The organism is Mesorhizobium sp. WSM4311 (genome assembly GCF_002295115.1).
Lineage (GTDB): Bacteria > Pseudomonadota > Alphaproteobacteria > Rhizobiales > Rhizobiaceae > Mesorhizobium.
This window is the reverse complement of record NZ_NSFV01000007.1, coordinates 1-15394: the sequence shown is the minus strand read 5'-3', so window position 1 is coordinate 15394 and position 15394 is coordinate 1. Positions and strand designations below refer to the sequence as shown.

Below are 15394 nucleotides of genomic sequence, written 5' to 3'. Positions count from 1 at the left end.
AATCCCCGCCACGTTACCGCCACAGCTTTAAAAATTGCCTAAGCAGACCCTAATGACTAGGTAAGGATCGTGAACGCCGCGTTAGTGTTTTCGCAGGCATTTGAAATATCCGGCTGGAAGCCTTGAATTGGTTGGAAAAAATCCGGCCGATCGCGGATCACGCGCAATCGGCCGATCGCCTTGCAAGCTGGCGCCGGCGGAAAGCTTGACCTATATTCTCGACATTGGCATTCAGACGCCGCGCAGAATGAAAGCATCATGAACAGTCTCGACCTTCCCGGACGTCCCGAAAACACCCGCATTGTCGTCGCCATGTCGGGCGGCGTGGATTCGTCCGTGGTCGCCGGCCTGTTGAAACGCGAAGGTTATGATGTCGTCGGCGTCACCCTGCAGCTTTACGATCACGGCGCGGCCACGCACCGGGCCGGTTCATGCTGCGCGGGACAGGACATTGACGATGCCCGGCGTGTTTCCGAGACGCTGGGCATCCCCCACTATGTACTCGACTATGAGGAGCGCTTCCGCAAGGCGGTCATCGACCCCTTCGCCGAGAGCTATGTCGCCGGCGAGACCCCGATCCCTTGCGTCTCCTGCAACCAGACTGTGAAGTTCGCCGATCTGCTGGCCACCGCCAAGGAACTGGGCGCCGATGCGCTCGCCACCGGCCACTACATTCGCTCCGGCGCCAATGGCGCCCACCGCGCGCTCTACCGGCCGGTCGATGCCGATCGCGACCAGAGCTATTTCCTGTTCGCCACCACGCAGGCGCAGATCGACTATTTGCGCTTTCCCCTGGGCGGCCTGTCGAAGCCGCAGGTTCGCGCCATTGCCGAGGAGATGGGGCTGACGGTGGCCGCCAAGCAGGACAGCCAGGACATCTGCTTCGTGCCGCAAGGCAAATATTCCGACGTCATCGCCAAGCTGAAGCCAGCCGCCGCCAATCCGGGCGACATCGTCCATATCGACGGCCGCGTGCTCGGCCGCCACGAGGGCATATTGCGCTACACGATCGGCCAGCGCCGCGGCATCGGCATCGCGTCGGGCGAGCCGCTCTATGTCGTCCATCTCGATGCCGAACGGGCCCGCGTCGTCGTCGGCCCGCGCGAGGCGCTGGAGACGCACAAGATCTATCTGCGCAACATGAACTGGCTTGGCGACGGGCCGCTCAGTGATATTCCCGAAGGCGGCCTTGAACTGTTCGCCAAGGTGCGCTCGACCAGGCCGCCGCGTCCGGCAGTGCTGCGCCACATCGCGGGCGTGACGTCGGTCGAACTGGCCGACGGCGAGTCCGGTATCGCGCCCGGCCAAGCCTGCGTGCTCTATTCCGACGACGGCAACGAAGCGCGCGTCTTCGGCGGCGGCTTCATCGAGCGCTCCGAGCGCGGCGCCGAGGCCGAGGCCATGCTGACGAAGCTTGCGGCAAGGCCGGCGCAAATTCCCGCCGAATAGACGGTCGCGCTTTTTCAGTCTTTCGACTTGGTGTGGGTGACCGTGCCCGCCGTCAGGATGCGCAGCACCCTGATTGCTTCCTCGCCGCTGGTGCGCGGCTCGGCCCGCGTCTCGATGCAGTGGATGAAATGCTCAAGCTCGCGCGTCAGCGGCATGCCTTGCGCGACCGCGACATAGGACGGCTCGTTGGTGGTGAAGGCCCATTGGCCGCTGTCCTGCCAGACCGCATGGCGGTAGACGGCAAGCTTGCGCTCCCACGGCTCGACATCGTCGAACACCGCCATCGCCTTGGTCCCGACCACGGTCAGCCGCCTTTCGCGATAGGGATTGAGCCGCGACGTGAAAAGATGGCTGCGCAGGCCGTTGGGAAAGCGCATGTGCAGATGCGCGAAGTCGCTGAGATTGTCGAGGAGGGCCGCACCCTCGCCGCGCACCTCGATCGGCTCGGTACCGGTGATGGCCAGGATCATCGACAGATCGTGCGGCGCCAGGTCCCACAGCGCATCGTTCTCAGTATGGAACTTGCCAAGGCCAAGCCGGTGCGAGTGGATGTAGCGGACCTCGCCAAGTTCGCCATTGTCGATCAGCCCCTTCAGCGTCTCGAAGGCGGGATGAAAACGCAGGACATGGCCGACCATGAAGACCCGGGCCTTGTCCTTGGCCGCCTGCACCGAGCGCTCGGCATCCGGCACCGTCAGTGCGATCGGCTTCTCCACCAGCACGTCCTTGCCGCTCTCGACGGCGCGCACGGAGAGTTCGGCATGGTATTGAGGTGGCAAGGCCATGACGATGGCGTCGATGTCGTCCCGGCCGAACAACTGGTCCGGCTCGATCGCCAGGCAATCCTGTTCGCTGGCAAAGCCTTCGGCACGCGCCCGGTTGGCGTCGGAAACCGCGTGCAGCGCGCCAAGCGCCTTGAGGGTGCGGATATGGTTGCTACCCCAGTATCCGCAACCGAGGACTGCAATGCGCGGCTTCATCTGTTTCAAACTCTAAAAACTCGTGGCCGAGACATAGCGACGTGCCCCTTCGAACTCAACCCCGGCGGTTGCAACCAAATGTCCACGCGGCAAAGCTTTTTTCGGCAATGAGAATATGCAGCGATATGGAATGCTTCGAAGCTTGACAGGCTCGCCCTCCCAACCTTATATCCGCGCGACCTTGGCGAACGCCTCGAAATGCCTTTTGATTTGAGGCGGATTTCGGGCCTTTCGCCGCCCTGGCGGGGTAGCTCAGTTGGTTAGAGCACGGGAATCATAATCCTGGGGTCGGGGGTTCAAGTCCCTCTCCCGCTACCAAAATTCCTCTAAACTATTGAAATCACAACGAAATCGCGGATATATAATAGCGCCGCGCTTGAAAATCCTCAATGATTTCAAGGCCCGAGGCCATACTTATCTGCTGACATTGTGGTGCCGACCAACGTCGTGGATGCCGCCAGTTTGCGACATTGGTAGTCAGCTTCGCGCGTGTTTCAGTTCCCAAAGCGAGTGTCGGATCTATGACGCGAGGCCGCGTCGGCCTGGTTGCTGCATATTGCATGACGTTTGTTTCGGCACGCCGCTTAGTACGACTTGCCGAGGGCTTTCAGAATGAGGCGAATCTGCTCACGTAGGCCCGCTTCGATGTCTTCGCCGTGTTGAAGGCAGTGCTCGATCAGAATCGGGTGGAAGAACGGTGTGAACGCGGTCTTGACCGCGCGCGTCGCCTCGGCGGGATCCTCGACCTTGAATTCGCCCGCTTCGATGCCTTCGCGGATGATCACCTCGAAGATTGAGATCAGCCGCTCGATAAGCGCCTTGATGATCGCCCGGTTCTCCTGCATCGCGGCGACAATCATGTCGTGCATGCGCTTTTCCTTGATCAGGGTAGTCGTGCCGTGGTGGTGAATGGCGCTCAGAAGCCGGTTGAGTTTTTCGGAGGCTGGCGCGCTCGTGCGTGCGATCGCAAAGGCGATCTCGGCGACCTCGTTGACGACCCGGCCACAAATGGCCTCGATGATCGCACCCTTGGAGGGGAAGAAACGGTAGACGTTTGCCGAGCTCATGCCGAGCTCCGCGGCAATGTCGGTCACCGACGTCTTATGGTAGCCGATGCGGCGAAACTGCTCCTCCGCCATCTCCAGGATGCGTGCGCGCATCTCATCGGGATCAGTTCGCGTTCGGAGCGGACGATTCACGGATGTCTCCAGAATTGATGAAGCACGAGCCTGCGGGACAGGCCTGGACGATCAGCAGTAAGTGGTAAGTCCGAGCCGTTGGCCTTGCCTTGGTCGGGCAAAGCCAACGGCGGGAACTGAACAGTTTCCTGCGATTGCCGGCCCCTACTCAGCCGCCATTGCTACTGGCACTTCCGGCTCCTGCGTCGAAACCTCCTGGACCTCATCCGCGGTCGGCTTGATCCGGAACCACGCGACATAGAGCGCTGGAAGAAACAGCAGGATCAGCACCGTGCCGGCCGCCGTGCCGCCGATGAGCGTATAGGCCATCGATCCCCAGAAGACGGAGTGCGTGAGAGGAATGAAGGCCAGCACAGCGGCAAGTGCGGTCAGGATCACGGGCCTCGTGCGTTGCACCGTGGCCTCGATAACGGCTTGATAGTCGTCAAGGCCGGCGGCACGGTTTTCCTTGATCTGTTCCGTCAGGATCAGCGTGTTGCGCATCAGGATGCCGGCCAGCCCTATCAGGCCCAGAATGGCGTTGAATCCAAAGGGCTGGTTGAAGGTGAGCAACATGGGCACGACGCCGACGAGGCCGAGCGGCGCCGTCAGCATGACCATCGCCATCGTCGAGAAGGATCGCACCTGCAGTATGATGACGATCAACATGGCGGCGATCATGGCCGGGAAGACTTTACCCAGCGCTGTATTGGCCTTGGCCGCCTCCTCGATCGATCCACCCATTTCGATGCGGTAGCCGGCCGGAAGGGATCTGATCACCGGCTGAAGGGCCGTCATGATCTGCTTGGAAACCTCTGGAGGCTGCGTCGCCTCGTTGATGTCCGAGCGGATCGTGATGACGGGTGTGCGATCGCGTCGCTTCAGGATCGGCTCTTCCAGGCGGACGTCCGAGTGACCGATCTGGTCGAGCGGAATCTGGCGGCCATCCGGCTCATCAGCGAGAAGTCGGCCAGACGCGTCGGATCCAGCCGCTCACCGCCGGCGCTGCGTGCCACGATGGGAACATTGCGAATGTCCTCGCGGACCTGCGTGACGGGGATGCCGATGAGGAGGAACTGGAGTTGCTGGGCCACCTCCGCCGGTGACAGGCCGATGAGGTTCAGTCGATCCTGATCCGGGATGAAGCGCAGTACCGGCGTGCGATTGCCCCAGTCGCGATTGGCCTGCCGCACGTCCGGCACGCCGCGCATGATGTCGAGGGCTTTTTCGGAGATGGTGTACAATTGCCGCTGGTCTGGCCCCATGACCCGGAACTCGACCGGGAACGGCGTGTAGGGTCCGAACACGAGTTGCGTGACACGGACGTTCGCTTCGGGGGCAAGCCCTGTCGCAACCGCCACGCGGAGCCGGTGCTTCAAAGCCTCGCGCGCCTCCGCGTCCGGTGTCAGCACGACGATCTTTGCGAAGGCGGGATCAGGCAATTCGGGCGCCATGGCGAAGAAGAAGCGGGGAGCGCCCTGACCGATATAGCTCGTCACGATCTTGGCCTCGGGCTGGCTGCCAAGCCAGTGTTCCAGCTTCTCGACCGTGCCGGTCGTCGTCTCGATGCTGGTGCCTTCCGGCAGGCGAACCTCGACCAGCACTTCAGGGCGATCGGATGTCGGGAAGAACTGCTGCTTGAGACCGCCCATGCCAACAACCGAAAGCGCGAAGACGATGCCGACAGCAGCGCACGTCAAAAACTTGTGGCGCACCGCAAAGGTGATGAGCCGGCGAAGGCGCCGATAGTTCGGTGTGTCGTATATGGCGTGAACGCCGCCTTCGACTGGTTTGATCGCGGGCAGCATCTTGATGCCCATATAAGGGGTGAAGATCACAGCAACGATCCAGGAGACGATGAGGGCGAACCCCACGACCCAGAAGATGTTGCCGGCGTATTCGCCCGCCGTCGAGCGCGCGAAGCCCACCGGCAGGAACCCGGCAATCGTCACGAGCGTGCCTGAGAGCATCGGCGCCGCGGTGTGGCTCCACGCATAGGCTGCTGCCTTGATGCGGTCCATGCCCTCCTCCATTTTCACCACCATCACCTCGATGGCGATGATGGCGTCGTCGACGAGGAGGCCAAGCGCCAGGATGAGGGCACCGAGCGTGATGCGGTCGAAGAACCGGCCGGTTTCCAGCATGATGAGAAACACGACGGCGAGCGTCAGTGGGACCGCGGCCGCCACGACGATGCCGACGCGCCAGCCAAGGCTGAGCAGGCTCACCAGGAGCACCACGCCGAGCGCCATCGCGAATTTGAGCATGAACTCGTTGACCGACGAGCCAATGTTCACGGCCTGGTCGCTGACTTTGGCCAGCGTCATTCCGAGCGGCAGCGTCTGTGCGATGGAAGCGGACTTCTCCTCCAGCGCCTTGCCGAGTTCAAGACCATTCCAGCCCTCCTGCATCACTGCCGCGAGCATGATGGTCGGCTCACCCTGGTGCCTGATGATGTAGGTGGGAGGATCCTCGTAGCCGCGCCGGACCTCGGCGACGTCGGAGAGCTTCAGCGTCCGTCCCGCGGCGACGATCGGCGTGTCGGCGATCGCCTGGACACTGTCATAGGCGCCGGCGACCCGGATGAAGACCTGCGGCCCCTCTATGTCGATCGAGCCCGCCGGCGTGACGGTGTTCTGCCGCTGCAAGGCGGCAATGATGTCTTGTGCCGACACGCCGAGGGTTGCCAGCTTGGCATAGGAGAACTCGACGAATATCTGCTCGGGACGTTCGCCGAGGATGTTGATCTTCTTGACGCCGGGCACATGCAGAAGGTCCTGGCGAATGGTCTCGGCCTGCCTCGCGAGTTCCCGCATCGGCATGCCTTGGGCCTTCAATGCATAAAGCGCGAAGCTCACATCCGAATACTCGTCGTTGACGAAGGGACCGAGCACGCCGGGCGGCAGGTTGCGGGCTTCATCCCCGAGCTTCTTGCGGGCCTGGTAGAACTCCTCCTGCACGCTGGATGGCGGGGTGCTGTCCTTCAGCGTAACTGTCAAATAGGCATAGCCTGGCCGTGTCGTCGTCTCGACACGGTCGTACCAGGTCAATTCCTGAAGCCGCTTCTCCAGCGGTTCGGCGACGAGGTCCCTGCATCTCGCGAGCCGTTGCGCCCGGCCATACCGTCGTGACCGTCAGGGTCTTGATGGTGAAGTTGGGGTCTTCGGCACGTCCAAGCATGAGGAAGGCGTAGGCGCCGGCGGCGACCAGCAGGATGATGAAGAAGAGCGTTACGGCTCGCTCACGAACGGCGATCGCGGAAAGATTGAGGTTCATCAGTTGCTCCCGCTTCCAGAGGCGGTCCTGACGCGGGTGCCCTCCTGCAGGAGATGTGCGCCGAGCGCAACAATCGAATCACCGGAACTCAGCCCGGAGATCACGGCGGTTTCGCTGGTCAAACGAACAAGTTTGACGGGCCGGAAATGTACGGTCGAGGTTGCGCCGTCCAGAATCCAAACGCCGGTCTTCTGGCCATCATCCAGCACGGCTCCCAGCGGCACCTGGACTTCCGGTTCACTCGCCTGGCTTGCAAGCCGAATGGTTACCGTCGCGCCAAGCGGTGCTGCCGCGGCCTCACCGTCGAGCACATAGCGGGCCTCATAGGTGCGGGTCTGGGGATCGGCAGCGTCCGACAACTGTCGCAGATGCGCCGTATAGTGCTGCCCATCGGCCCCGTACATCGCCGCCTCGGCTACCGAGCCGATCTCCGGCCGGATCGTTTCGGGAAGCGCTACAACCGCTTCGCGGGGACCGGCGTCGGCGATCCGAACCACGGTCTGTCCCGCAGTGACAACCTGTCCAGGCTCACCAAGCGTTTCGATGACCGTTCCATCTGCGTTCGCGTCCAGAATGGAATAGGCCGCCTCGTTCTGCGCGACCTTCGCGTCCGCTTCCGCGGCCGCGAGCTGTGCGGTCGCGGTATCGAGTGCTGCCTTCGCCTGCTCATGGCGCTGCGGGGTTGCCGCCAATTCCTTCTGGACCAGGACGGCATAGCGCTTTTCGTCGGCGCTCGTCTGGACCAGGACAGCGCGCGCCGCAGCGACAGCGTTGCGCTTCGCGGTGAGCGCAAGGACGAGATCGGTATCATCGATCCGCAGCAGCGGTTGGCCCGCCTTGACCTGTTCGCCGACGCTCACAAGTCGCTCGATGATCTTACCGGGGACGCGAAAACCAAGATTGCTCTGCACCCTCGCCGCAATTGTGCCCGTGAAGCCGCGGTCAGATCCGGTGACCCCCGCTGCCGTCACCAGTTTGACCATCGGAGGTTCCTGCCTCGGGTCAGCCGCGGCAGCGGCCGTCTGCGTGCGAAGCGTAATGAATGCGGCCACCCCTAGCCCCACGACCAGGATGCTCGCCAGTCCAATAACAAGTCGCTTTTTCATGCCCATCGCCCTCTGTGAAAATAGATTGCATTCGTACTCTATAGCTGATATAGATTATGAACGCAATCAAAAAGGAGATGGATGATGCGTGTGACTCGCAGCCAAGCTGAGCAGAACCGGCAAACCGTGATCGATGTGGCGAGCCGGCTTTTTCGGGAGCGCGGATTCGATGGCATCGGCGTCAAGGATTTGATGGAGGGCGCCGGGCTGACACAAGGCGGGTTCTACAAGCAGTTCGCGTCCAAGGACGACTTGGTCGCGCAGGCGTCCAGAAGGGCATTGGAGAGTTCTGCGAACCGATGGTCGACAGCGGCCGCGGCGAGCCCTGAGGATCCGCTTGGCGCCGTGATCGACTTCTATCTCAGCACCGGGCATCGCGAGGAAAAGATGGACGGCTGCCCGGTGGTTGCGCTTGGCTCGGATGCTGCCAGGCAAGGCGCCGAGGTGAAAGCATCATTTGAGGCCGGCATCCGAGAATACCTCGAGATGCTGGGCTCATGGGTTGGCAAGACCCGCGGCGAGGAGGCCGGCGTTAAGGCCATGGCCGTTCTCTCGACAATGGTCGGTGCGGTCGTCCTCTCGCGCGCCGTCAATGATCCCGACCTCGCGAGGGCTTTTCTGGGTGCAGCGTCCGATCAAGTTCTCGAAGCAGTCGCGGCTTGAAAGCCGCACGCAGCGCTGGCGACGCACCCAAGTGATGGGAGAATAGATGCGACGGATCGTTATTACGGGCATGGGAGCGGTCACGCCCCTTGCCGCACATGTGGAAGCCTCCTGGTCGCGTCTGCTTGCCGGTCGCTCGGGCATCCGCAGGCTGCCGGACGATGTCGTGGGAGACCTGCCGGCGAAGATCGGCGGCACGGTTCCTTCCCTGGAAGAGGATCCCGAAGCCGGCTTCGATCCCAATACCGTCCTGGCGCCGAAGGACCAGCGCAAGGTGGATCGCTTCATTCTCTTCGCACTGGCGGCAGCGGAAGAGGCGATTGCCCAGGCGAACTGGAAGCCGGTCTCGGAAAATGACAGGGTCCGCACCGCGACGATCATCGCATCGGGCATCGGAGGGTTCCCCGCGATAACCGAAGCGGTGCGAACGGTCGATCAGCGCGGCGTTCGACGTCTTTCACCGTTCACGGTGCCATCCTTCCTGGTCAACCTGGCGGCAGGACAGATTTCGATCCGTCACGCCTTCAAAGGTCCGCTCGGAGCGCCGGTGACGGCGTGCGCGGCCGGCATTCAAGCGATCGGCGACGCGGCCCGTCTTATCCGCGCCAATGAAGCTGACATCGCGGTGTGCGGCGGAACGGAAGCCTGCACAAATACGGTCAGTCTCGGTGGGTTTGCCGCGGCACGCTCTCTTTCGACGTCCTTCAATCATCGTCCAGAGGAGGCCTCTCGCCCGTTCGACATGGCGCGCGACGGCTTCGTCATGGGCGAAGGCGCCGGCATCCTGGTCATCGAGGAATTGAGCCACGCGCTTGCGCGCGGCGCCAAACCGCTCGCCGAACTGGTCGGCTACGGCACGACGGCGGACGCCCATCATGTCACTTCCGGTCCCGAGGACGGCGATGGCGCGCGTCGAGCCATGGAGATCGCGATTGCCCAGGCCGGCATTTCGGCGCGCGAGATCAGCCACCTCAATGCGCACGCGACGTCCACGCCAGTCGGCGACCTGGGGGAAATCGCCGCGATCAAAAGCGTCTTCGGGGAAGATTACGGCATAGCGGTCAGCGGCACGAAGGCGGCCACCGGACACCTGCTTGGAGCCGCCGGCGGGCTTGGCGCGATCTTCGCGATCCTGGCGCTCAGGGATCAGATGGCACCGCCCACCCTCAATTTGAACACCGCTGATCCAGCGGGTGAAGGGATCGACTTCGTCGCAAACCGGGCCCGGCCAATGGAGATGGAGTACGCGATCTGCAACGGCTTCGGCTTCGGAGGCGTCAACGCCAGCGCGCTGTTCCGACGGTGGGATTGGCGCGCCGGTTGATTGAGATGCGCTTGCCTCATTTGCCGTCACAAACAAAGAAGAGATATGAAATGCTAACGGCCACCAAATCCCAGCCAAGCCTCTTGCAAATATCGGACGCGCTCAGCCTGCGTTATGAAAAGAGCGGCAATGGCCCGCCATTGATCCTTGTGCATACGATCCGCACACAGCTTGAATATTTTCGCGGTTTGGCCCTTCTCCTCGCCAAGTCGTTTACGGTTTATGCTATCGATCTGCCTGGACACGGCCATTCGCCGATCGACCCGCTCGCGTCCTTCGATGAGCCGTATTTCAGGCAGAGCGTCATCGGCTTCATCGAGAAGCTCAACCTCACCGGCGTCACGCTTGTTGGCGAATCGATCGGGGGTGCGTTGGCTCTCACGGTCGCTGCCGCCATTCCGCGGCGGGTCGAGCGCGTCTTCGCCAGCAATCCTTACGACTACGAAACCCGTTATGGCGATGGCCTGCGACGTGGCAACTGGTTCGCGAACCTCATCATCGGAAGTTTGCAGATCCCAATTCTTGGTCCGTTCAATGCGTGGATGGAAAACCAGATGGTACTCGGCAAGATCATGGGTGGCGGATATCACGATCCGCGCAAACTGCCTTCCGAGCTTCTGGCCGAGTTCGGCCGGGTGGCGCAACGCCCTGGATATAAGCGCATCGCGCGCAAAGTGCTGGCAGGTTGGCGATCCTGGAGCGAGGCGCGGGACCAGTATCGGCACGTCTCAACGCCCGTAACGCTCATCTATGGCGACAGCGACTGGTCGCGCCCCAACGAAAGGGAGCGGACCAGGGCACTGCTCCCTGACGCGCGCATGTTCACGCTCAAGGATACCGGACACTTTTCGGCGGTCGAGAATCCATTGGGACTGGCACGCATCATACTGGGGAGTTAGCTGCCGAATCTCAACCGCCTTATGACGGGAGATGGCGACGCCTAGGCTGGTCCAGCAGGCGACGCGGCACGTACATGAGCTTTGCTGCATCATGAGATGCAAGACAATTCGAGTCCTCCGTTGTCATGTCTGGACCGTCGCGGCGACCTTCGGGAAAGGCGGTAGCGCTCTCCCGCTACCCAATCTAATCACATAAGAATCAGCTACCTGGATTCCCTCAACTGCATCCGGGTGGATGATTTCAAGTCGCGTCCGGAGCTGACGCCGCCCGATGTCGCTGAAGAAGTGGCTTGAAGCCCGCGCTCTCTGACAGAGGCACGCGGGCCGATCCGGGCCAGATCTTCGGGTGAGGATGGAGGGCACCGTCCTGCCGCACGGATAAATTCTTAGAGACAACCAATGTCTCGATACACATTTGATATTGAAAATGGATTCGCGCGACCCTTAACAAAATCGACGTTCACCGTTGCATTCTATGGAACTTTGCGATGGATCGCGTGGCGTCTGACGGCGAGGTCAATCCTTGCGTTGAAGTGATCGAAGCCTGCGGAGAGTGGTTCGTCCGTGTGGTCGATGGCGACGAAGAACTAACCCGAGCGTTCGAACTGGAGTCGTTTGCCCTGGCATATGCAGAGGGCCAGCGAAGACGTCTCGGGCTGGCTGATTTCGATCGGCTGTAGGTTAACCGTTGGGGAATGGCCGGTGCGGGTGGGCTTTGGGGCGCGACAGACGCCGCACCGGCCATTGCGGTGAGTTTTCGGGTTCCTCCCCGCTCCAATGAGTTTGTCCATATATTAGCAAATTTGCAACTAAGCCTGTTGGGCTACCATGTCGCACGGCCTTCAGCCGGCTTTGACTTCCTTCATTCGCATGTTTCGCTGTTGCCAATTGGAGTGCATATATCCCGCCAGCCGGCGCCGCCCGTCCTCAAGGCCCTGTCGGTCAGGCCCAGCGGCCTTCCGCTGCCAGTCCCCCTAGCAACCCCAGGCGCTGGGCCGTTGCCTGAGATCGCGGCCCGCGGCCCTGCAGTTCGAGCACCCGGAGATCCTCAAAAGATCCTGATGCATCGAACCGGCTCAAGGCTCTCGCCGCGACGACGATTCCGACTGCTGCCCTGCGAGGTGCCCATGCCGGGCGCCTCAACAGCATTGGCTTGCTATTATAGCAAAATGCATATTAGCTGTTGCTTGACAAACTGCTTAAGCTCTGGTTTCCTGATTTTACGGATTTTTAGACAAGTTCGTTGCGTTTTTTACGGACGGTTCGCATGTCAACTTTGGTTGTTGCGGACCCGCGGGGGGTTTATCTCGCCGGTCTGGAATGGGTGCTGCGCAAGGCTGGACACGATGTTGTCGCCCAGTGCCGCCGCCCTGCGGACGTTCTCCCTTATGTGGCGCGCCATCGGCCCGATATCGTCATCGTCGGGCTGGACATTGCCGATCCGCAGGCAATCGGTCTTTCCTCCCGGCTGAGAGCCTGCAACGACAGTCTCGGCGTCATCTTCATCGTGCAGCCGAACGGCAGGCTCGATATCAAGGAAATACAGGCACTCGACGGCGACGGTCTGCTGCTCGACGGCATCAGCCACCGCTATCTCGCCGAATGCGTGAATGCAGTGGCGGCGGGCAAGAAGTGGATCGACAACAAGATCGTCCAGCAACTGCTGATGCCTCGATCGCAGCCCCAGCCGAAATCCAGGCTGACCGGGCGGGAGACCGAGATCGCCGATCTCGTCTCGCGCGGATTGCGCAACAAGACCATCGCGCAGCGGCTGCATCTATCCGAAGGTACGGTGAAGATGCACCTGCATCACGTCTACGAGAAGCTGCACCTCGACGGCCGGGCGGAATTGGCCTGGGTAGCGCATGGCGAAGATGACGAGCGTCCAGGAATAGGCCGAAGCGGCCTGCTCTGACCATCTCTCCCTCTTTAGCTTGGCATCGACATGATGCCCGCAACGGGCCGGAAAGCCGCCTGATGCCAATGGCCGCGACAACAGCGCCTCCGCCCGCGCCGGCATGATCTATCGAAGGATATATATCGTTCGATCAGCTATGGGCATCCACCCTAATACTATCGAAGCGCAAATGGACGCGTCCTCTGCGTCGGCGGCACAATCGCGTAGGAGGGCCGCACAGCGCGCGACCGGATGCACTCGGGTAGGGGCATTCCGGCCGGACGTGCGGATCGTTCTAATAAAACCTCGCCATCAAACCTCTCCAAAGGGGACGACGACCATGGCCACCACCATCACCATCAACGGCACATTGATCCTTGATCAGACTTCGGGGCAGCAGACGCCGGTAGACGGCAACGACACCGTAATCGGCAGCGATCTCAGCGGGCTTTCCTCCGCTTTCCAGACTTTCCTGAACGGCCTTGCCGGCGAGCTGCAACTGTCTGCGGGCCAGCGCGCCTATGCCGACGATGTCGAGGCCGCGGTCAGCGCGGCCGGCCTCGTCACGGTCAATCCTGACGGGGCGACGATCAGCAAGCTGTTCTTTTCCGATGGTAGCGGCGCGCCGCTTGACGGCGACCAGGTCATCTTCAATGGCAGCCCGCTGCAAACGGTCGATGGCGACGCCATCTATCTGCATTCCTATGCCAACGGCACGATCGTGCTCGCCACGACAAGCGCCATCGAAGGGTTAGGCGATGTCGTCGCTGCTTTCTACCTGAAAGCGGCCGGGGACAATCTCAGCGCCAGCATCGAGATGGTGACCTTCGAGGCCATTGCTCATCCCAATACCGCGAATCCAGATGACCGGATCGACTGGACCAACCTGCTCAATGTCTCTGCTTCGGGATCGACCTCATTCAATTTCGACAATCTCGACTCTGGCAACCATCTGTTCGTGGCAGTCGGCACATCGGGCGCAGGATTGTTGGTGAGCGGCATACATCCGGTCATCCAGGCAGACGGATCGCTCGACAATTCAGGTGACAACATCAAGACCAGCCAGGGCGGCATTGGCGCCACGATCGGCGTCAACAACCAGATGTTCGATCCGGGTGAGACGGCCGTGTTCAGTTTCGTCAAAGGCCAGGCACCGGGCACTTATGGCGACATCGACAATATGAGCTACACCGACTTCATCGATGTCACCGACGCCAAGCTCTTCATCTCGCAGACCGAGGGCAGTCCGGGCACCAACTTCACCGTCAAGATCGGCGCGTTCAGCGCCGGCGGCGCGACAACCTCTCCCGAGCAGGGCCGAAGCTATATCGACAACAACCTCGGCAGTGGCAGCAACCTTGGCAACGACGCCGGCCAAAGCGCGCTTGCCGACGATGCGGCGGTGGCTATCGTTCGCGTCGTCATCAGGGACGGCACCGGCCAGCAGGTCACCGACACGACGTCGTCGAACGGCTTCGTCACCTTCAACGGGGACGGAACCATAACCGCCCAGCACCTCAACGATGCCTATACGGTGCAGTGGTTCACCGACAACAGCAGCACACAGGCAGTGGAAACCTTCAACCGCTTCCAGGCGACGGCGGTGGTCGGCAAATTCGACGTCGGCCGGGTCGACCTGTCGCAAGGCGTGACGGTGACCCAATCGGTCGGCGACAAGCTGTTCACTGACGACGATGGCCCGACGGCGGGCTTGACCGAGAACGCGGCCAAGGTACTGCATGACGAGACGGCCGGCGTCGATGCCAGTTCCAATGACCAGGCCGGCGCCTTGCCCGCCGCCTTCGCGGCGCTCGGCACAGCGCTCGGCTGGGCGGCCAGCGCCTCGGCGGTGGTCACACCCAATTCGAGCTTCGGCACCGACGGCGGCACCCAGACGCTTTCGCTGGGCGTCAGCGGCGCGAATGTCGATTCCGGCTTCGATTCCCTCGCCGGGCACAATATCCTGCTCAATGTCGAGGGCGGCCTTGTGGTCGGCCGGGTTGACGTCGGCAACGACGGCAGCACGACTGGCGATCCCGTCGCCATCGCCATCTCCATCAGCCAGGCCGGCATTCTCAGCATCGCGCAATATGTCGCGATCGCCCATCCGGATACGACCAACCCCAACGATGTGAAGACGATGCTCGACGGCGCCTTGCTGGCGATCATCACTGCCACGGACGGCGACGGCGATACCAGCAGCACCAACATCGCCATCGGCGACAAGGTGCAGATCAGGGACGATGGACCGACGGCGGGCTTGACCGAGAACGCGGCCAAGGTACTGCATGACGAGACGGCCGGCGTCGATGCCAGTTCCAATGACCAGGCCGGCGCCTTGCCCGCCGCCTTCGCGGCGCTCGGCACAGCGCTCGGCTGGGCGGCCAGCGCCTCGGCGGTGGTCACACCCAATTCGAGCTTCGGCACCGACGGCGGCACCCAGACGCTTTCGCTGGGCGTCAGCGGCGCGAATGTCGATTCCGGCTTCGATTCCCTCGCCGGGCACAATATCCTGCTCAATGTCGAGGGCGGCCTTGTGGTCGGCCGGGTTGACGTCGGCAACGACGGCAGCACGACTGGCGATCCCGTCGCCATCGCCATCTCCATCAGCCAGGCCGGCAT

General features: G+C 62.0%; 10 protein-coding genes, 1 tRNA gene and 1 pseudogene. 8 read left to right on the top strand and 4 right to left on the bottom strand.

Translation table 11 applies throughout. The features are described from left to right. The first annotated feature begins 258 nt into the window (after window positions 1-258). Window positions 259-1449 carry a tRNA 2-thiouridine(34) synthase MnmA gene (mnmA, locus tag CK226_RS19155; protein WP_095792746.1) on the top strand — a complete coding sequence of 397 codons (1191 nt, stop codon included), beginning with the start codon at window positions 259-261 and terminating at the stop codon, window positions 1447-1449. 14 nt (window positions 1450-1463) lie between these two features. On the opposite strand, the gene CK226_RS19150 is transcribed toward mnmA, so the two are convergent. After that, window positions 1464-2429: a Gfo/Idh/MocA family oxidoreductase gene (locus CK226_RS19150; RefSeq protein WP_095773459.1), complete on the bottom strand. Its 966-nt coding sequence runs from the start codon at window positions 2427-2429 to the stop codon at window positions 1464-1466. Between the two features lie 241 nt (window positions 2430-2670). Between CK226_RS19150 and CK226_RS19145 the strand changes: the two genes are divergently transcribed. Next, window positions 2671-2747: transfer RNA gene (locus tag CK226_RS19145), tRNA-Met, on the top strand. Between the two features lie 266 nt (window positions 2748-3013). On the opposite strand, the gene CK226_RS19140 is transcribed toward CK226_RS19145, so the two are convergent. From CK226_RS19140 to CK226_RS19130, 3 genes and pseudogenes are all read right to left on the bottom strand, one after another. Next, the gene (locus CK226_RS19140; protein WP_095792745.1) at window positions 3014-3589 is read right to left on the bottom strand and encodes a TetR/AcrR family transcriptional regulator; all 576 of its coding nucleotides are present in this window, start codon (window positions 3587-3589) and stop codon (window positions 3014-3016) included. Between the two features lie 183 nt (window positions 3590-3772). Then, window positions 3773-6883: pseudogene (locus CK226_RS19135) on the bottom strand (efflux RND transporter permease subunit). Further along, window positions 6883-7989: an efflux RND transporter periplasmic adaptor subunit gene (locus CK226_RS19130; protein WP_095792965.1), complete on the bottom strand. Its 1107-nt coding sequence runs from the start codon at window positions 7987-7989 to the stop codon at window positions 6883-6885. The pseudogene CK226_RS19135 and the gene CK226_RS19130 overlap by 1 nt, the downstream one beginning before the upstream one ends. Before the next feature lie 84 nt (window positions 7990-8073). On the opposite strand from CK226_RS19130, the gene CK226_RS19125 reads away from it, so the two are divergent. From CK226_RS19125 to CK226_RS19100, 6 genes are all read left to right on the top strand, one after another. Beyond that, complete coding sequence (locus CK226_RS19125; RefSeq protein WP_095792964.1) at window positions 8074-8652, top strand: TetR/AcrR family transcriptional regulator; 579 nt, start codon at window positions 8074-8076, stop codon at window positions 8650-8652. A 46-nt stretch (window positions 8653-8698) separates the two neighbouring features. After that, entirely contained in the window at window positions 8699-9976 is a 1278-nt protein-coding gene (fabF, locus tag CK226_RS19120; RefSeq protein WP_095792744.1) for a beta-ketoacyl-ACP synthase II, read from the top strand. 50 nt (window positions 9977-10026) lie between these two features. Continuing rightward, window positions 10027-10875 (top strand): alpha/beta hydrolase, encoded by an 849-nt coding sequence (locus CK226_RS19115; protein ID WP_095792743.1) that lies wholly within the window; start codon window positions 10027-10029, stop codon window positions 10873-10875. A gap of 488 nt (window positions 10876-11363) precedes the next feature. Next, on the top strand, window positions 11364-11555 hold the full coding sequence (locus CK226_RS19110) for a hypothetical protein (protein ID WP_095792742.1): 192 nt from the start codon (window positions 11364-11366) through the stop codon (window positions 11553-11555). A 587-nt stretch (window positions 11556-12142) separates the two neighbouring features. Further along, window positions 12143-12790 (top strand): response regulator transcription factor, encoded by a 648-nt coding sequence (locus CK226_RS19105; RefSeq protein WP_095773455.1) that lies wholly within the window; start codon window positions 12143-12145, stop codon window positions 12788-12790. Between the two features lie 322 nt (window positions 12791-13112). Further along, window positions 13113-15394: DUF5801 repeats-in-toxin domain-containing protein (locus CK226_RS19100; protein WP_245437785.1), on the top strand; the 2282-nt coding region annotated here is incomplete at its 3' end.